The organism is Capnocytophaga sp. oral taxon 412 str. F0487 (genome assembly GCF_000271925.1).
GTDB lineage: Bacteria > Bacteroidota > Bacteroidia > Flavobacteriales > Flavobacteriaceae > Capnocytophaga > Capnocytophaga ochracea.
In genome coordinates, this window is record NZ_AJZR01000012.1 from 5,001 (window position 1) to 24,394 (window position 19,394).

Below are 19,394 nucleotides of genomic sequence, written 5' to 3' on the forward strand. Positions count from 1 at the left end.
GTACGAAACCCGCCACAAGATGAGATTTCTTTTAAGGGTCGTGGGAGATGACCACGTTGATAGGTTACAGGTGTAACGGTGGTAACATCATAGCCGAGTAATACTAATCACCCGTAGACTTTTCGCGCAGTATTCTTTTTTATAGATAAGAGTTAAGAGATAAGAAGTAAGAAAGTGTAATACTACTTATGTTTTATCAATTATTAATCTCTTAAGAAGTTAGTTAAGATATGTTTTTTATCCCTATATGTTAAAAAAATAAGGTTACAGGCACTAGGTTATAGGCATCAGGGATTCCCCTGAAACCTAACCCCTGACCCCTGACACCTAAAAGATTTAAGGTGGTTATAGTCAAAGGTCTCACCTCTTACCATTCCGAACAGAGCAGTTAAACCTTTTAGCGCAGATGGTACTACACTTGTTGTGGGAGAGTATGTCGCCGCCTTCTTATAAAGAGCAATTCAGTAATGAGTTGCTCTTTTTTTATTTGCTTATTTCTAATAATGCAAAAAAAATAAGGAGTTTTACTCCTTATTCTACAATCTCTATATCTACTTGTATCAATCCTTTGTTTTTATTGTCAGTGATTTCCATAAAGGCGCGCTTGGAGAGGTCGAGCTCTCTCCCTTTGGTAAAGGGGCCTCTATCAGTAACAGTAACAACTACTGATTTGCCATTTATGCGATTGGTAACCTTTAGTTGAGTACCAAAAGGCAACGACGGGTGTGCCGTGGTGAGCTTGCTATTGCTAAATACAGCCCCACTAGCAGTTTTTCTTCCATTGAACTTATCGTGATAATAGGTAGCTGTTACATTAGTTTTATATACGCCTGTTTTTATATTCGCAGTCTTTTTTGTAACTGCTTTTTTTCCGTGAGGATATCTATGGCTATCTACAGTGCTACAAGCCTGTAAAGCTAATAGTCCTATAAGGCATATTGCTATTTTCAAAAAGTTACTCTTCATATATTTTCTTTTTTAGTTTATGTTTCTTTTCTAAAAGTAAACGATGCTTTACTATTGCAAAGCATCGTTTTTATATTACTTAAATGCTTTATAAGTTACCTACTTTTAGTACCCAAATGTTAGAGTTTTTAAATTCAGGACGTTTCAGCAAGTTGAGCAATGTTTCACCTGCTTCTCCGCGCGATTCATAAGCTCTATCAATATAGATATAGTGCATACCATTTTCTTTATTCTTAAATGTGAATACTTTGATACCTAAATTCTCTATATCTCGTCTCATTTGGTAAGCTCCTTTAGGATTTTGGAATACTCCTGCAATCACATAATAACCTTGTGATATACCCTCTATTTTCGGGTCTTCTACCACTCTTATGCGCTTGTCTAATTCTTCTTGAACAGTAGGTGTTTTAGTTGTTGTTTTAGGAGTTTCTACCGTAGGTGTTTTCGTTTCTGTTACCGTAGGAGTTACTACCTTAGGTGTTGGAGGTGTTACTACAGTAGGTTCAGGAGGAGTAGTCTTAATTGGTTTCTTAATGTGATGTTTGCCACCAAACTGATAAGAAACTACCACATCATAACTACCACCCAATTCAGCTACATAGTTAGCAATGGTTTGTTCGTAGCCAAATCCTACGCTCAAGTGGTTAGTCACGTTGAAGCCTAAGCCACCGAAAGCTCCATATTTTTGGTCATAACCGGCGTAAGCCCAACCCAGAGGAACGTCCAACATCACGTGTCCGCCCATTTGAAAATTATCTTTGGTTCTCTTAGCCTTAGCATATATACTGAAAAAACCATCTTCTAAGAAATCACTGCGAGAATCCAATTCTTTGCGATACATCACGTGAGCGGTGAGCGATTTTTCATTAAAAGGCACAGCCATTTCTCCTGCCGAAAACGAATAGTCTAAGAGGTTCTCCGCGGTAATACCAAAATGCCAGAAGTTAAAGTTTACGTCTACCCCTGGTTGTAAGTTGATGATACTCGTAGGTTTCGCATTCTCTATCAAGGGGTCTTGCACGTTTACGCGCACTTTATTTCTGTCGATACTACTGCGGGCAAACACTACGTTTAGCCCTAAGCGCAAAAAGTTATCATCTGATATCTCTACTTGGTGTACGTAGTTCCCTAGTATACCTATATTGGCAAATATACCTGCTGTACGTTGGAAAACCAACCCGTGTGCCATATTGTTGCCATCGTAGTAATCATTCTTTCTACCTGCATCGCCACCCCACTTCTTGCCATAAGAGAGCCCAAAGGTATTGAACTTATCTTCCTTAAAGCCCATCCACTGGTTGCGATGAAAGAAGGTAATTTGCGACTCATTCTTGCTAAATATTGGAAACGCAGGGTTCATTAGGTAGGTGTTGTATTTTACAGCCGTATGTCCAGGCATTTCGTAGGGTAGGTAATTACCATCACTTTGTGCAAATAAAAACTGAACACTAAGCGCCAACACTGTTATCGTTATGTTATGTACTATCTTCATCGTCAATTCTTATTTAAGTATTGTAATGGTTCCTTTCTTATCCACGCTTCTCGTTTCGCCGTTTTCGGTAATCTCACCTTTGAGGGTATAGATATAGATAAGCGCACGCTTGCCAAGGTCATTGAAAGTACGCTCATCAGGCCAATTATTTTGGTAGTTGTTTGTCGAGAGTACTTCTTTACCTTCTTGTGAGTATATCGTTACCTTCACTTTTGGAGTGAGGTATACCGACGGTATTTCCCACTTATCGTTAATGCCATCGCCGTTAGGAGTTACTACATTAGGCACTTCCACCACTTGGTAGATATTCAGTTCAAAAGGCAATATGTTCTCGCCTGCTGCCACGCACGACTCCTCTTTCAGTGTATAAGAACCCGACATATCCTCAGAGGTTACCTCCAAAGTTGTGCCGTATTTCACCGTGCCGTCATCTTTTGTCCAGCTGAATTTATTACCTCCTTCGGCAACTAATCTATCACCTATACGCACGTCGAACTTGCGCTCACGTGCTGTACTGGTTTGGTATACTTGTTTCACAGGAGCAGTGCCTTGACTGTCGCGCATTAAACTCAATTTCAAACCGCCTACTTGGTAGTTCTTCACTTGTATATGAGCGCGTTTAGGGCAACCGCCGTTGTTAATTTCTAAATAGTATTCGCCTATTTCGTTCACGCTTGCCGTAGGGTTTTCACTGCCTATGGGAGTGTCGTTAGTGTAATTGGCACTCGTTACTTTCTTCCATACGTATGAAAAACTATCGGCTACTGATGAGTTAGGGTCGAAGCTATCAGCAGCTACGGTAAGACTAATAGTACCTTCTTGACAAAGGTATACTGTTCCTTTCGCACCGTCAGCCGACGATATTTCAAAATCGGGGATAGGAGTAAAGGCTACCGGTTTTTCGTCCGAAGTCTTGATAATCGTGCCATAACTAACCCGCACAGAATATTTAGCCGATTCTGAGTTGCCTGCGCGCGACACGACAAACTGTTGTCGGGTTTCGCCTGGCACATCGTTGCTGTCTTTTTGCCATTGGAAGTTAAAGAATTGGTAATCTATTTTCTTTACTTCCACCTGTTCTCCACTACTGCTTAGCTGCACAGTTATCTTTTGTACTTCAAGAGTGGTTTGCGTACGGGTTTCACAGTTGGTAGATGCTACCGTTCCTACTCTCACGCCTTTAATATCAGCAATGGTTTCAAAGTAAATAGGGGTAAGGATGATACTTGTACCACAACTACCGCCATCGGTGATTTTTGCTTCATATACGTCAGCCGATACAGGCGTATCAGTAACTGTGTATTCCACACCCGTAGCACCTGTTATTACGGTGCCGTTTTTCTTCCATTCCACAGTAGGGTTGGTCATATTGTGCGATATTTTCAGTATCGTAGTTTTTGCAGGGTAGTAAATCTCCCGAGTGTTCATATCTTCCGCCCAACGTGCTGTGATAACGGTACGCTTTGCCACTACCGAGTTAGATGTAGCGGGGCAACCTCCACCCGTACCGCCTATGGTAGCGTAATACACTCCTGTGGCAGTTACTCCATATTGGGTCATTCCTACCCCTTGCGCTATCTGTGCGCGGTCTTTAAACCAAGTGTAAGTAGCCGTAGGGTCGGCACCAGTGGTAACCGTGAGCGTATACACTTCTCCACAGAAATCCACATTGTCTACACTGTTGTTAATGCGCAACGCATTGCTGTCCTGCAACTGGATATCTAATACATTCGATTCAGGAATGGCAGGAAACCCCGAAGCCGTTATTTTCAAGCGGTATTTGCCGTTTTGGGTAGCGCTGTTAAGGGTGATTTCTTGCGTGGTATTGATATCGGTAAATGCACCGCCCGTTTCTCTTTGCCATTGGAAAGTGAAAAACGAATAGTCGCTCGGGTCTATTGCAAGCTCAGTAGCACCCGATACGGCTGTGATTTTGTCTACCGTGAGGTCTATGCTGTTCGTCTCGCAGGGCTGATAAGAAGTTTTAGGCTTGATGCTCACCTTGAAGCTATCAGGAGCTTTAAGTTCGTACTCCTCTGTTTCTACCGTCGAGGCACAACTGCCCGTTTGGGTTACTTGGGCTTTGTATTTGCCTGCGCTGGTTGCCACATAAGTATTGGCAGTTTGCCCCGGTATTTCCACCCCGTCCTTAAACCATTTGTACGAAGGATTTTGGGCAGTGGTGTTTACGCTGAGGGTACGCTGTTTGTTGGGCAACAACACATTGCCCCCCGTGGTAGTAATGTTAGCTTTAATAGCATCTTTATGTTTTATTTCTATTTCATTGGAGCGAACGCCACAACCACCTCCGTCGCCTATTTGTACGCGGTATTTACCTGGCAAGTTATTGGGGGGCGACACCACATAGGTAGCCACCCCGTTAGTTTCGCCCAACTTAGTATTGTCGCGATACCACGAATAAGTATCGGTACCCGCAGGGGTAGCCGTAAGGGTAAAACTCTCTGAGCTACATATCTCAGTAGCAGAACTGCTAAGCACTAACGACTGTCCTCCTCCTTTTATTCTTACGTTAATATTATTGGATTTGGAAATGTTTTGGTCAGAATTCGTACAAGCTCCATAATCAATATAAACTCTATAAGTTCCCTCTTCACTTACTGTTATTTTTGGACCTGTCTGTCCATTTATTCTTACACTATTATTACCTCCAATATCACTTTTATACCAAACATAATTATAATCTGAAATATTATTGCTTGCTGTTGTGAATATTTGGGTTACAGATATTTCTGTAGTTTGTCCAGGGCAAAGGTTTACATTACCTGAAGGTACTGTTTTTACAGATCCTGTTGCATTTATAAAATTACCCTCAAACTCTTCCTTACCGCTTAGTTCACCTATAACAATTACTTCACTTGCTGGATTAGTTGAGCGAAGACGAATTCTATATTTTTTACCATTTAGAGTCTTAGGAAAAGTTAGATAAGCATCAAAAAATAGAACATTATTTATTGTTTTCCCTTTTGGAATACCATCAGTCTCATAAGGTAATACAGTAGGATTATTGAAACTTCCGTTAGCATCTGATAGTTCAAATATATATTTATTATCCGCATTTGGAAGAGGAGGAGACCAACGAACTTTAACTCTAAATCCTGAAGTAGTTTTAGTACCATCAGGATTAGTAACGATGACTTTTCCGTTATAATTGGGAGTAACACAGAAACTGGTATTAAAATTACTCTTTGCGTGTAGTAATTTATTTTGCTGAGCTTGTACCCCCTCAATACCAAAGAAGTATAAAAGCAGAAAAACACTTATGTATTTAAAAAAATTGCTTACTTTCATTTTAAAATACGAATTAAAACATTGCTAAAAATACTATAAATCATACCCACTGGGTACTATACACGGTGCAAAGATACGAAAAAGAAATATCTACACAAAATTAATTGTCCATTTTTTTTACACTCTTCTGTTACCTTTACCCAATATCTCTATCTGTTTTCTGTTATAACTCGCTGAAAATTATACACTTTTCGTTATATAATTCTCCTTCACATTCCCTATGCCATCGCGCTACTCCTGTGAAATTTTAAGCATCAATTAAGAATCTTTTAAGAATGTTTAACGCAAAGCTTACGCAGGTAAAAGCTAAAAGGTAAAACTACAACTGATATAATCCCTGCCACTACATTCCCCCTTCACGTCACCACATTCCTTTGAAGGGGGGTAGGGGGGATGTTATCAAATAAACATTACTACACTCTCCCTCTCCTTGGGAGTAATCTCCGAATAGGAGAGTATGTTATTTGGGGAGGAGGATATTAATCAAAAAAAAGGTACCCAATCTTTTGGATACCTTTTTACTGAGAACATAAATATGTTATATATCTAGTCTTTTATAAAAACATAGTCTTGTGCTTCCTTATTGTTGATAACCTCTTTAAGAATAGCTACAAAATCATTATAAGGTTCTATATCAGAAAAAAGAAGAAAAACACTATTTAAAGGTTCCCCATCATAAAATACAATTGCTTTTTCTTTAGGCATTAATTTCACGTTTTGATACGATAAAAGAGCATAGTACCCTCTTTTTCCTCCTAATGCCAAATAATACTCATCAAAAGGTTCTCCATAGTTTCGCTTTTCTATAATAAAAAGTTCTTTTGTATACATACCAGCCCCATTCATAAAACGTTTATCATAAAGTTCAAAACGATATTTCCCTATTAAGTGATTTCGATAGTGCCCATTAAGGTATGGAATATCGTATTTTGAATTATAAAAAGAAAATGAAGTAGGGTTAGGAACTGTGTTACCTGAATTTTTTATCTCTATTCTTTTAGGAATAAAAGAAGGAGCTTCAGCTACTCTTCCTACGAGAACTAATGGAAGTCTTTCTTTAGGGTCTAAAAAATATATTTTTTCTAGTTCATCAACATAGATAGATTTTAGTATATTCACATATTCTTTATATGCTTCATCTGTGGGAAAAACATAAAAAGAAGTTGCTGTATACTGAAGTTCACCTCCTTTATCTTCAGTATAATTCTCCATTCTCAATCGGTCATCACTATCATAAAATACTACTGTTCGTTCTTTTTCCATTAAACCGAAATGAATTCCATCAAATGTTTCTCCCTCTTTGCCTGTACAAGAATAGAATTTGTAAGGGCGTCTTATATATGATTCTCTATCTTCTTTAGGAATAAATTGTCCAACATCATAATGAGTTATAGTTGCCAAATCACTATTTACAATCATAAACTTTTTATAAAAAGCATCTAATTGTTTATTACTCTCTTCTAATGTACTAGCAATAAGTAAAATGGGGCAGGAATAATCACTCTGAAAATTCTGTACATTATAATTAATAGGAATGTGTCTTGGGATATTAAATTTCTTAAGGTCTTTATCAAATCCCAAAATAATTTGGTTAGTTTTCACGGTAGGAGTAGCGGTACCGTTACCATTATTACCGTTGCCGTTGTTATCACAGTTGCAGTCCTTGTCTTTACTACAAGACGCTAAGGCTAACCCAATAGCCAAATAGAATAAAAAATTCTTCATAATGTTGTAATTTTATATGTTATTTATGCCACAAAAGTACAACATATTTTTTAACTGTGCAATTTTTTTCAGTTAAAAGTTACTAAGAGGGTAAATATAAAATACTTGCATCTCTGTTATAGCTATAATCCCCGCCACCACATTCCCCCTTTCCGTCACTACATTCCCCCTCTCCTTGGGAGAGGGACGGGGTGAGGATCCTCTTTCTTTCGCCTCGAAACCCCGTTTTTAACATTTTTACCCTTGTTGTATTATATTATGAATCAATTATTTATATACCTCTTCTATACCAATCGTCCAAGATTCGTATAAGCTTCCTATAAGCTCTCTATAAGCTAACCCCACCCTCCTTATAGCCTTTTTTCATCAAAAAACCTTCCTCCCTTCTTCTGAAAATCTCCGTTTCCTTCCGAATCCTCCAATCTCTCCTCTAACCTGTCCGATCCGTCCATTCCTCTTGGTGGTATTATCAGTATTTTTGGCATTTCTGGCATTATTAGCATTTACCCCATTCTCTAATTTCCTCATTCTCTAATTTCCTCATTCTCTAATTTCCTCATTTCCCCATTTCCTCATTCTCTAATTTCCTCATTTCCCAATCATTCTTCATTCGCAATTATTTATTATCTTTGCCCCCGTATGAAAATCCTGATTATAGAAGACGAAAAAGAACTGCGCCTCACCCTGCGACAGTTCCTCGAACAAGAACACTTTTTGGTGGAAACAGCAAAAGACTACCCTTCGGGGCTAGCTAAACTTGCCGACTACGACTACGATTGCATTCTTTTGGACATTATGTTGCCCAACGGTAGCGGTATGCAATTGCTCGACGAGCTTAGGACGATGAAAAAGAACCATTCAGTGCTTATCATCTCGGCGAAAGACTCAGTAGAGGACAAGGTACTCGGACTCGAAAAGGGTGCTGACGATTATCTTGCAAAACCTTTTCACCTCGCCGAACTCTTGGCTCGCGTCAAATCAATTATACGGCGCAAAAACCAGCAAGGTGAGGAAGTGATTACCCTCAAAAACGTACAGCTCTTCCCCGAAACCCGTACCGTGAAGGTAGGTGATACAACGCTTACTCTCAACCGAAAGGAATACGACCTGTTGTATTACTTTATCATTCGTCCTGAACGATTGGTGGAGAAAACTACCCTTGCCGAAGCCGTCTGGGGAGACTATATCGACCAAGTGGATAGCCTCGATTTTATCTATTCGCAAATAAAGAATCTCCGCAAAAAACTCAAAACTGCAGAAGCCGAAATAGACCTCCAAGCGGTTTATGGCATTGGTTATAAATTGGTATAACTATGAAAATATCACTGAAAAACTACACCTTGCGCTACCTCACACTCACCTTTTTGCTCATCTTGGCGGTGTGGGCGGCGGTGTTCTACGCTTATATTTTAGACGAGGTGTACGACAATATCGATGACGGACTGAAAGACAAGAAGACGCTCATTATCCAAAATATCCTTCGCCACCCCGAACTGTTAAAGATAAATGAATTTGGTATCGAGGACTTTAGAGTGTACCCCTCACAAGAAGATTTCTCCGACCACAATATTCTTAGTAATGCCTTTTTCTATATGCCTTTTGATGATGAAGACGAGCCATACAGGGTACTCAAAACCAGCTTCTACGACCGCGATATGAACCCTTATACGCTTGAAATACGCACCTCTACGGTAGAAAAAGACGATTTGCTGTTCAATTTAGCCATTGCGCTGGGGGTATTGTATGTGGTGTTGGTACTCTCAATGTATCTTGTCAATCTGTTAGTTATCAATAAAATATGGAAGCCTTTTAAGGGGATACTCACAGCTATTCGCCAATATGAAGTAGGGAATAAAACCAAACTACAGCCCATCGTTACCGATGTAATTGAGTTCAACGTGTTGCACGACAATATCCAGCAAATGTGGCAACGCAACGAAGTGGTATTTGAAGAACAGAAAGTGTTTATTGAGAACGCTTCACACGAATTGCAAACACCCTTAGCTATTACCCTTAACAAATTAGAACTATTAACCGATGACCCTTCACTGACCGAAAAGCAATTAGTTCAGCTTAGCGAAGTCAAGCAGTCACTAATGCGAATGACTCACTTAAACAAGTCGCTACTGATGCTCACCCGCATAGAAAATCACCAATACAAGCAAGCCGAGAACATATCGTTTCAAGAGCTCACAGCAACTATTATAGAAGATCTCAGTGATTTAATAGCTTTTAAAGAATTGAAAATTACGGTGAAAGAAGATAGTGATTTTCAAGTGGAAATGAATAAGGATTTAGCAACGGTACTCGTGTCGAACTTATTGCGCAATGCCATTAAATACACCGAAAAGGGAAGGGAGATACAAGTCCGTTTAGAAGAAAACTGTTTTCAAGTGAAGAATACTGCCAAAGACGGAATACGCTTAGACCCCAGCAAGATTTTCCAGCGCTTCCACAAAGGGCAACAGGACGCTACTTCCACCGGCTTAGGCTTAGCTATTGTAAAGTCTATCGCCGATAGTTATCAATTGCAGGTGAAGTATAGTTTTGAAGAGGAAATGCACTGTTTTACTTTAAAGAAGAAATAAAAAACAAAGGCTGTCCGAAAAACTATAACAGCATAAACTCTTCGGACAGCCTTTAATCATTAACCACTAATCATTAATCATTAATAAAATAGGGCAGTGGTCGCTATGTTTAGCCTCGGGGAGAATAAGTGCGCGCTCCATACGCTTTTCTAAGGGAGCAGATACCAAGTGATAATCGATGCGCCAACCCTTATTGTTGTTGCGAGCATTCGCGCGATAGCTCCACCACGAGTACTGATGTGCTTCTTTGTGGAAATAGCGAAAACTATCGATAAAACCACTCTTCATAAACTTATCCAACCACTCGCGCTCTATCGGAAGAAAGCCCGATACATTGGCATTTCGTATGGGGTCGTGAATGTCTATCGCCTCGTGACAGATGTTATAGTCGCCACAAATAACGAGGTTGGGTATCTTCTCTTTCAGTTTGTCTATGTACTTTTGGAAGTCAGCCATAAAAGTCAGTTTGAAGTCAAGGCGGTCAGGGTTTGTACCTGAGGGCAAGTACAGACTCATTACTGAGAGCGTCTCAAAATCGGCGCGAAGCACCCGTCCTTCCTTGTCCATATAGTCGATACCCGTACCTACTTCCACGTGCTTAGGTTCTATTTTAGAGAGTATCGCTACGCCACTATAACCTTTCTTCTCTGCACTGTGGTAATACTGATATTTATAGCCCAATTCCGAAAAAACTTCCGTAGGGATTTGGTCTTCTGTAGCTTTAATCTCTTGCAAGCACAACACATCGGGGTTAGCGCTTTTCAGCCAGTCGGCAAAGCCTTTCGTAAGCGCTGCCCTAATGCCATTTACGTTATAACTGATAATTTTCATTAGTAGCCCGTTCCTTTTTCTCCTTTTAAGATAGCAATACCGTTCGATGTACCAATGCGTTGTACCCCTAAGTTCACGTACTGCATAGCTGTTTCGTAGTCGCGTATACCTCCTGAGGCTTTTATTTTTGCCTTGTCTTGCACACATTCTTTCATTAGTTTCACATCAGCAAGGGTAGCCCCTCCTGAGCCAAATCCTGTAGAGGTCTTTACAAAGTCCGCTTTAGCATCAAGAGCCATACGGCAAGCCAAGCGTTTTTCTTCGTCAGTGAGGTAGCAGGTTTCGAGGATTACTTTTAGCACTCTATTCTCACCTACACAGCGTTTCAGCGATATAATTTCGTCTAACACTTTGTTCACTTCACCAGATTTTAACAAGCCTACGTTTAGCACCATATCAATCTCGTCGGCACCATCGGAGAGAGCTTCACCCGTCTCAAAGTATTTTGCTTTAGCCGACATTGCTCCTAAGGGGAAGCCTACCACGCTACACACCTTGATATCAGTGCCTGCTAAAAATTTCTTAGCTGTTGCTGCATAACAGCTATTCACACATACCGAATAAAAATCGTACTCCACTGCTTCTTTGCAAAGGGTCTCAATATCCGCAATGGTAGCCGTTGCTTTTAGAAGTGTGTGGTCAATTAGTTTGTTTAATTCCATATTGTTTTAGTTAAAAGTTAAAACTGAAAAGAGTCCAACCGATTCTTTTCTATTTGTCAATTCTTATTTGTTCTTACACTCGTGTTATTACAACTTTCTTTTTAACAGTTGTAAGTAAAGGGAAGTCTAACGCACTTACTTCTGTTTGAAATCTTACAATTTCCGCCTGCGTAGCTCTAAATATTTTTGGCAAAGGTAGATATTTTTTTTCTAACAACAAAGATAGTAATGTGAATCTAAGAATTAAAAAGAGTGATTATCTCTGATTTACAATATTGTGATTGCTTTTGCGTCACATCACTCGTCATTTATCATTCGTTATTTCTTCCCTTTTCCGTCACACTCCCCCCCTAGTGCCTATTCCCTAAGACCCCACACCACCCCATTTTCTCATTTCCAAATTTGCTAATTCTCTAATTTTTCTTCCCCTTTTCCGTCGCTCTCTACTCGTCACTACCCCCCCCTCTCCTTGGGAGAGGGACGGGGTGAGGATTCTCTTTCTTTCGCATCGAAACCCCGTTTTTACCATTTTTAGCCTTGTTGTATTATATTATGAATCAACTATTTATATACCCTTCCTATACCAATCGTCCAAGATTCGTATAAGCTTCCTATAAGCTCTCTATAAGCTAACCCCACCCTCCTTATACCCTTTTTTCACCAAAAATCCTCCCAACTCACTTTTTATATTTTTCGTTTTCCTCCGATAACTCAGACCAGTCCAATTTGTCCGACAAGTCAGACTCGTCAAAAAACCTTTTTTATCACTACCCATTTGCTAATTTCCAAATTTCCTAATTCTCTAATTCTCTAATTTTCTCATTTTCTAATTTTATTTATCTATTATAAAATTTGCTCATTAATAAATTAATTCATACCTTTGCACCCTTGATTCGATATTAAAATTATGGCAGAAGAATTATATAACGAACAACAAAATTCAGCTGAATATTCGGCAGACAATATCCAATCCCTTGAAGGAATGGAACACGTGCGTATGCGCCCCTCAATGTACATCGGCGATGTGGGTACGCGCGGGTTACACCACCTTGTATACGAGGTGCTCGATAACTCTATCGACGAAGCGCTCGCAGGCTATTGCGATACTATTTCGGTAACCATTAATGAGGATAATTCTATCACCGTGGAAGACAACGGTCGCGGTATCCCAGTAGATGTCCACAAGAAAGAAGGCGTTTCTGCCCTTCAAGTGGTAATGACTAAAATCGGTGCCGGAGGTAAGTTCGACAAGGGTTCTTATAAGGTATCAGGTGGTTTGCACGGGGTAGGAGTTTCCTGTGTAAATGCCCTTTCCGACCATCTTACTGCTACCGTATACCGCGACGGCAAAATATGGCAACAAGAGTACCAACGCGGGGTAGCGATGTACCCTGTAAAACAAGTGGGCGACACCGATAAACGCGGTACTAAGGTTACTTTTCACCCCGATGAAGTAATTTTTGAACAAACTATTGAATATAAATATGATACCCTCGCAGCCCGTATTCGCGAGCTCGCTTATTTAAATAAAGGAATTACTATTACCCTTACCGACCTTCGCAACAAAGACGAAAAAGGTAACTTTATCACCGAAAAATTCTATTCACAAAACGGACTAAAAGAATTCGTTAAATTCCTCGATGGCAACCGTATGCCTATCATCGGAAACGTGATAGCTATGGACGGAGAAAAGAACGGTATCCCTGTGGAGGTCGCTATGATTTACAACGATTCATATAACGAGAACCTACACTCTTACGTCAATAATATCAATACTTCCGAAGGAGGTACTCACTTGCAAGGTTTCCGTATGGGGCTCACTCGTACCCTCAAAGCCTATGCCGATAAATCAGGCTTGCTCGAGAAGATGAGTAAAGATAAAAAGAACCCTGTGGAGATTGAAGGTGATGACTTCCGTGAAGGGCTTACCGCTGTCATTTCGGTAAAAGTAGCCGAACCTCAATTCGAAGGACAGACAAAAACCAAACTCGGTAACCGCGAAGTAACCTCAGCCGTATCTCAAGCCGTAGGGCAAATGCTCGAAGATTATCTCGAAGAAAATCCTAACGATGCCAAAACCATTGTCGAGAAAGTGATTTTGGCTGCTCAAGCACGTCAAGCAGCACGCAAAGCTCGTGAGATGGTACAGCGCAAGAGCGTAATGAGTGGTGGCGGTCTTCCTGGTAAACTCGCCGACTGTTCTGAAGAAGATCCAGAAAAATGCGAACTTTTCCTTGTCGAAGGAGACTCAGCGGGCGGTACAGCTAAACAAGGACGTAACAAAGATATCCAAGCGATACTACCCCTCAGAGGTAAAATCCTCAACGTCGAAAAAGCGATGCAACACAAGGTGTTCGATAGCGATGAAATTAAGAATATCTATACCGCTTTGGGTGTAACTGTGGGTACTGAGGAAGATGCCAAAGCACTTAATTTGAGCAAGCTCCGTTACCACAAAGTGATTATTATGTGTGATGCCGATGTAGACGGTTCGCACATCACTACTCTTATCCTTACGTTCTTCTTTCGCTATATGCGCGAACTTATAGAGAACGGACACGTGTATATTGCCACACCACCGCTCTATTTAGTAAAAAGCAAAAACAGCAAACGCGAAGAGTACGCTTGGAACGACAAACAACGCGATGCGCTTTCAGCTGAAATGGGCAATGTGAATATCCAGCGTTATAAAGGTTTGGGTGAAATGAACGATCACCAGTTGTGGGATACCACGATGAATCCCGAACACCGCACCCTTCGCCAAGTAACCATCGACAACGCTACTGAAGCCGACCGCGTATTCTCTATGCTGATGGGTGATGAAGTACCACCACGTCGTGAGTTCATCGAGAAAAACGCTAAGTACGCTAAAATCGATGCGTAGTTATAGTATAACAAGCAATAAAAAAGCGCAACACTTGGTTACAAGTGTTGCGCTTTTTTTTAACCATTAATCGTTAACTTCTTACCATTGTAGCAAGTTTTTCTCCCGTATATTCATCTATTTGAGTGAGAACTTCGTCTATTACCGAAGACTCTTTGCCATCTTCGCTCCACAAACCTCCTTTGAAGTAGAGTTTTTCATCTTTAAACTCAGCAAAAGCTCCAATAGGTGCGGTACAGCCACCTTCTAAAGCGCGAAGAAAATCGCGTTCTAATTGAGTAGCTATATAAGTATAATCGTCGTGGAGAGGAAGTAGTTTTTTCTGCAAGGCTACGTTATCCTCGCGCACCACCACTACGATAGCTCCTTGCGCAGGTGCAGGTAGCATCCAATCCAGCACCAAGTGTTTTTCAGGTAATTTATTAATGCGCTCCAAGCCCGCAGCAGCAAAGATAGCCCCATTCCAAGGGTTATCGGTGAGTTTTTGCAAGCGGGTATTTACATTTCCCCTTAAACTCTCTATATTATGATGCGGGTAGCGGTGTAACCATTGCGCCTTGCGTCGCAAACTGCTGGTGGCTATAGTTGCTATTTCAGCCTCCAAAAACGAAAGGTCACCCTTGTATACTAATACATCGTGAGGATTCCCGCGCTTGAGCACTGCCCCTACGACGATTCCTTCAGCTAAAGCCGTGGGTACGTCCTTCATACTATGTACGGCAATATCTATTTCGCTATTGAGCAAGGCAATATCCAGCGCTTTAGTAAAGATACCGGTAACCCCCATTTCGTAGAGAGGTTTGCTTAGCTCTATATCTCCGTGAGATTTAGTGCTTACTATCTCAGTGGGATAACCTAAGGGTTTTAATTGGTTTTGTACCGTTTTAGCTTGCCAGAGAGCCAACTCACTATCGCGTGTACCTATGCGTATGATGTTCATTGTATTGAATTTAGAGCGACAAAAGTACAAAATAATTATCAATTAGCAATTGAGAACTGATAAATTTGCTAATTACCAAATTATTTGTATCTTTGCCCAAAACAAGACAATATTAATATGCTAAAATTACATATTACAAACGAAACTGATCAATTAGAAACTGTGATTTTAGGCACAGCTACTAGCAATGGTCCTACTCCAAAGCTCGAAGAAGCCTACGACCCTAAATCGGCGGAGCATATCAAAGCGGGTACTTATCCCATAGAAAAAGATATGGTTGCTGAAATGGACGCTTTTTGTGCAGTACTCCAAAAATACGGTGTAACCGTTTATCGCCCTGAAATCATTACTGACTGCAACCAGATATTCACTCGCGATATCGGTTTTGTGATTGAAGATACTTTTATCAAAGCTAATATACTACCCGATAGACAAGAAGAATTTCAGGCTATTGAGTACATTGTAAAACAAATAGACCCTAAAAAAGTGATAACCCCTCCTGCTGATGTACATATTGAAGGGGGCGATGTAATGCCCTGGAACGACCATATTTTCATCGGGACTTATAAAGGGGAAGATTATAAACAGCAAATTACAGCTCGTACTAATGTAGCAGGGGTGGCTTTTATCCAAAAGCTCTTTCCTCAGAAAAAGGTAAAGGAGTTTGATTTGGTGAAATCACAAACTGAGGCGCGCGATAATGCCCTCCACCTCGACTGTTGCTTCCAACCGATTGGTAAAGACAAAGGAATTATCTACAAAGGCGGTTTCCGTTGTGAAGCTGATTATCAGTATTTGGTAGACCTCTTTGGTAAAGAGAATCTCTTTCATATAGAGCGAGAGGAAATGTACCATATGTTTAGCAACATCTTTTCTATTAGCCCAGAGGTGGTGGTTTCTGAAAAGAATTTTACACGCTTGAATAACTGGTTGCGCTCACAAGGTTTTACCGTAGAGGAAATTCCGTATGCTGAGATTGCCAAACAAGAGGGATTGCTAAGGTGCTCTACTTTGCCTCTCAGTCGCTGTGGCAATTAACAAATAGACAAAATGATAAAAAGACTAATTATTTAGATTGTTTACATATTTTATTTTTTTAGAATAAAAGTTCGTCGTATCTTATGTGATTTACGGCGAACTTATTATTTTTGCGCTTGCGAAACACAACTACTGATAGTATCAATTACTAAAAAACTATGTCACAACCTACTATATCTAAGAATAAAACCTTTTACTGCATTGGGCTCAGCTACCAGAAAGCTGATGCAACGATGCGTGGAATGTTTAGTCTTACCCCTGAAAACAAAGACCAATTGCTCTCCCAAGCTAAAAGTGAAGGCTTTGAGGAGCTGTTGGTGATTTCTACTTGTAATCGTACGGAGCTCTATGGTTATGCCGAACACCCTTTTCAGCTGATACAACTGCTCTGTGAAAATTCTAATGGGTCGGTAGATGATTTTCAGAAAGTGGGTTACGTAACAAAGAACAAAGAGGCTGTGCATCATCTTTTTGAAGTAGGCACAGGTTTAGATAGCCAGATTCTTGGGGACTTTGAGATTATAGGGCAGATAAAACAAGCCTTTAATCTCTCGCGCGACAAAGGTCTCGCCAATGCTTTTTTGGAGCGATTGATGAATTCTGTTATTAACGCCAGCAAGCGTATCAAGAATGAGACGACGCTTTCCTCAGGGGCTGCCTCAGTATCGTTTACGGCGGTGCAGTATATTATGCAGAATATACCTGAGGTGTCGCAAAAGAATATTCTTCTCTTTGGTGTAGGCAAGATAGGTCGTAATACGTGCGAAAACCTCATCAAGCACACTCAAAACGAACATATTACTCTTATCAATCGCACGCGCGAGAAAGCAGAACAAATAGCGGGTAAGTTTAATGTAATAGTTAAAGATTTTAATGAGTTACGAAATGAAATTAGCAAAGCTGATGTACTCATAGTTGCCACAGGGGCTGCTACTCCTACGGTGTATAAAGATTTTATCAATCCGGCTCAACCGATACTCATTTTAGACCTTTCTATTCCTAAGAACGTGGAGGAACAAGTGGCAACACTCCCCAATGTGACCCTTTTGCATATGGACGAGCTTTCTAAGCGCAAAGACGAAGCCTTAGAGCGTAGAAAAGAAGCGATTCCACAGGCTTTGGAGATTGTAGAAGAGGTAAAAGAAGAGTTTTTCCAATGGTTAGATAACCGCAAGTTTGCGCCTACTATCAAAGCGTTAAAAGCGAAGCTTGAAAGCCTTAAAGAAGCTGAAATGGACTTCCAGCGAAAGAAAATTGAAAACTTTAACGAGCAACAAGCTGAAATGATAAGTAACCGCATCATTCAGAAGATAACCACACAATTTGTAAACCACTTGAAAGATACCTCGTCAATAGATGAAAGTATCAGTTGGGTACAAGAGGTGTTTCAGTTAGAAGTATAAGACATCTATATAAGAAAAATAAAAAAGACTGCTACACAGCAGTCTTTTTTATTTTTTAAGTATTCAGATAAGGATAATCAAAATTTATTTAGAAGACGGATTCGTCGTCAATAAGTTTTAAAACATTTAAGTATTTAGAGGAGCTGAGGTATTTTGCATCGTCGTAATAAGCAAAAATCATTGTTTTTTCTTTGATAGTTTCAATGACTTGTTTATATATATTTTCAGGCAATACAGGGCAACCTAAACTTCTGCCCATACGCCCCGTACGAGCTATGTAATTTTCATTGGCGTAATTGGCGGTGTGGATAACTACTGCACGTTTGGCTAAGTTACTATTATAGCCTTTTTCATCGCCGTACAACATTAGGCTAAATCCTTTACTACCGATGTAAGTAGTACCTGTAATGTAAAAGCCTATACTGCTTTTGTTGGATTCCATCGCATCTGAAAAAGAGGAGGACTTTATTTCTCCACTATTTCTACCGTGTGCTACATAGGTGTAATACACTATTTTCATCTTCTCTAAGTCGATGGTATAAAAGCGCTTAGAGCTACTATCTTTTGTAAAATCAATAATAGAGAAGAGGTCTTTTTCGTTTAAGCGGTGTTGCTTTCTGAGAGATTGATAGCCTATATAAGCGTAGCGAAAAGCTTCGAAGCTAAGGTCGTATTGGGCGGCGTTTAGCTCGTTATACAAATCTTTAATGTTAAGTTCGACTTTTTTTAAGGCTAATAGTTTTTCTTTGCTAAGATGGGAGTTTTGGGCGTGTACGAAATACAAAAAACTGCTTAATACAAAAATAAGGAATAAGAAAAAATACTTTTTGTTCATAGTGTTGTTGTTCGAAACATTTTTTAATTGTTAAATAAGAATTCATTGCGGGTGCAAAGGTAGTATATTTTTTTTACGTTGTATCAGAAAGGTGACACTTTAACATTTATTTAACACGTTTGAATAATTTCCACAATACCCATAAGAAGTAGCGTAATAGCCTTTGTGACGGTTGATGGCAGTATTTTTCAGCCTCACCATAACGCAATAATTGTACCAAATAATGCCAATAATACCAAATAATGCCAAAAATACCAGAAATTAGAAAATGAGCAAATGAGCAAAGGGGTAGTGATAAAAAAAGGTTTTTTGACGGGTCTGACTTGTTGGACAAATTAGACTAGTTTGAGTTATCGGAGAAAAACGAAAAATATAAAAAGTGAGTTGGGAGGATTTTTGGTGAAAAAAGGCTATTAGGAGGGTGGGGGTAGCTTATAGAGAGCTTATAGGAAGCTTATACGAATCTTGGACGATTGGTATAGAAAGGGTGTGTAAAAAATTGATTTATAATATTATACAACAACGCTAAAAATGTTAAAAACGAGGTTTCGAGGCGAAAGAAAAAGGAAGAGGTGATAGGACTTAGGCCATAGGCACTAGGGGATAACCTCCCCCTTTACACATACTCCGCTCTCCCAGGGCACATACCCAGCTGTCGCTGGCTACCTCAATGAGGGGGAATGTGGCGAGTCGTTTATTCGGTAAGCCCCCGAACCCCCGA

13 protein-coding genes and 2 rRNA genes (1 of these 15 only partly in view) are annotated in these 19,394 nt (G+C 40.1%); 7 read left to right on the forward strand and 8 right to left on the reverse strand.

The features are described 5' to 3' along the window. Both HMPREF1321_RS02060 and rrf read left to right on the forward strand, forming a co-directional pair. Positions 1-127, forward strand: a 23S ribosomal RNA gene (locus HMPREF1321_RS02060); it begins 2,716 nt to the left of the window's first position. A gap of 210 nt (positions 128-337) precedes the next feature. After that, positions 338-448: ribosomal RNA gene (gene rrf, locus HMPREF1321_RS02065) — 5S ribosomal RNA — on the forward strand. 83 nt (positions 449-531) lie between these two features. Here rrf and HMPREF1321_RS02070 read toward each other — a convergent pair. From HMPREF1321_RS02070 to HMPREF1321_RS02085, 4 genes are all read right to left on the reverse strand, one after another. Further along, positions 532-966: a septal ring lytic transglycosylase RlpA family protein gene (locus tag HMPREF1321_RS02070; protein WP_009421144.1), complete on the reverse strand. Its 435-nt coding sequence runs from the start codon at positions 964-966 to the stop codon at positions 532-534. Positions 967-1,054: 88 nt separating this feature from the next. After that, the gene (locus HMPREF1321_RS02075; RefSeq protein ID WP_009421155.1) at positions 1,055-2,458 is read right to left on the reverse strand and encodes a PorP/SprF family type IX secretion system membrane protein; all 1,404 of its coding nucleotides are present in this window, start codon (positions 2,456-2,458) and stop codon (positions 1,055-1,057) included. Positions 2,459-2,467: 9 nt separating this feature from the next. Then, positions 2,468-5,767, reverse strand: coding sequence for a gliding motility-associated C-terminal domain-containing protein (locus tag HMPREF1321_RS02080; protein ID WP_009421151.1), 3,300 nt, complete (start codon positions 5,765-5,767; stop codon positions 2,468-2,470). 546 nt (positions 5,768-6,313) lie between these two features. Further along, positions 6,314-7,492 (reverse strand): hypothetical protein, encoded by a 1,179-nt coding sequence (locus HMPREF1321_RS02085; RefSeq protein WP_009421149.1) that lies wholly within the window; start codon positions 7,490-7,492, stop codon positions 6,314-6,316. Between the two features lie 639 nt (positions 7,493-8,131). Here HMPREF1321_RS02085 and HMPREF1321_RS02090 point away from each other — a divergent pair. Both HMPREF1321_RS02090 and HMPREF1321_RS02095 read left to right on the forward strand, forming a co-directional pair. Further along, entirely contained in the window at positions 8,132-8,803 is a 672-nt protein-coding gene (locus HMPREF1321_RS02090) for a response regulator transcription factor (RefSeq protein ID WP_009421147.1), read from the forward strand. A 2-nt stretch (positions 8,804-8,805) separates the two neighbouring features. Next, positions 8,806-10,080, forward strand: coding sequence for a sensor histidine kinase (locus tag HMPREF1321_RS02095; RefSeq protein ID WP_009421146.1), 1,275 nt, complete (start codon positions 8,806-8,808; stop codon positions 10,078-10,080). Positions 10,081-10,146: 66 nt separating this feature from the next. Here the strand turns inward: HMPREF1321_RS02095 and HMPREF1321_RS02100 are convergent, their stop codons facing one another. Then, entirely contained in the window at positions 10,147-10,911 is a 765-nt protein-coding gene (locus HMPREF1321_RS02100) for an exodeoxyribonuclease III (protein ID WP_009421153.1), read from the reverse strand. Further along, a complete protein-coding gene (deoC, locus tag HMPREF1321_RS02105; protein WP_009421154.1) occupies positions 10,911-11,573 on the reverse strand; it encodes a deoxyribose-phosphate aldolase in 663 nt (220 codons plus the stop codon). Before deoC ends, HMPREF1321_RS02100 begins: the two co-directional genes overlap by 1 nt. A 907-nt stretch (positions 11,574-12,480) precedes the next feature. Here deoC and gyrB point away from each other — a divergent pair. Next, positions 12,481-14,457, forward strand: a complete 1,977-nt coding sequence (gene gyrB, locus HMPREF1321_RS02115; protein ID WP_009411867.1) for a DNA topoisomerase (ATP-hydrolyzing) subunit B — start codon at positions 12,481-12,483, stop codon at positions 14,455-14,457. A gap of 73 nt (positions 14,458-14,530) precedes the next feature. On the opposite strand, the gene hemC is transcribed toward gyrB, so the two are convergent. Next, on the reverse strand, positions 14,531-15,397 hold the full coding sequence (hemC, locus tag HMPREF1321_RS02120) for a hydroxymethylbilane synthase (RefSeq protein WP_009421150.1): 867 nt from the start codon (positions 15,395-15,397) through the stop codon (positions 14,531-14,533). Positions 15,398-15,514: 117 nt separating this feature from the next. Here hemC and HMPREF1321_RS02125 point away from each other — a divergent pair, with 117 nt between their 5' ends. Both HMPREF1321_RS02125 and hemA read left to right on the forward strand, forming a co-directional pair. Next, the gene (locus tag HMPREF1321_RS02125) at positions 15,515-16,435 is read left to right on the forward strand and encodes a dimethylarginine dimethylaminohydrolase family protein (RefSeq protein WP_009421148.1); all 921 of its coding nucleotides are present in this window, start codon (positions 15,515-15,517) and stop codon (positions 16,433-16,435) included. Between the two features lie 158 nt (positions 16,436-16,593). Beyond that, positions 16,594-17,838, forward strand: a complete 1,245-nt coding sequence (gene hemA / locus HMPREF1321_RS02130) for a glutamyl-tRNA reductase (RefSeq protein WP_009421145.1) — start codon at positions 16,594-16,596, stop codon at positions 17,836-17,838. An 88-nt stretch (positions 17,839-17,926) separates the two neighbouring features. On the opposite strand, the gene HMPREF1321_RS02135 is transcribed toward hemA, so the two are convergent. After that, positions 17,927-18,673, reverse strand: a complete 747-nt coding sequence (locus tag HMPREF1321_RS02135) for a murein L,D-transpeptidase catalytic domain family protein (protein ID WP_009421152.1) — start codon at positions 18,671-18,673, stop codon at positions 17,927-17,929. Between the last annotated feature and the right edge of the window lie 721 nt (positions 18,674-19,394).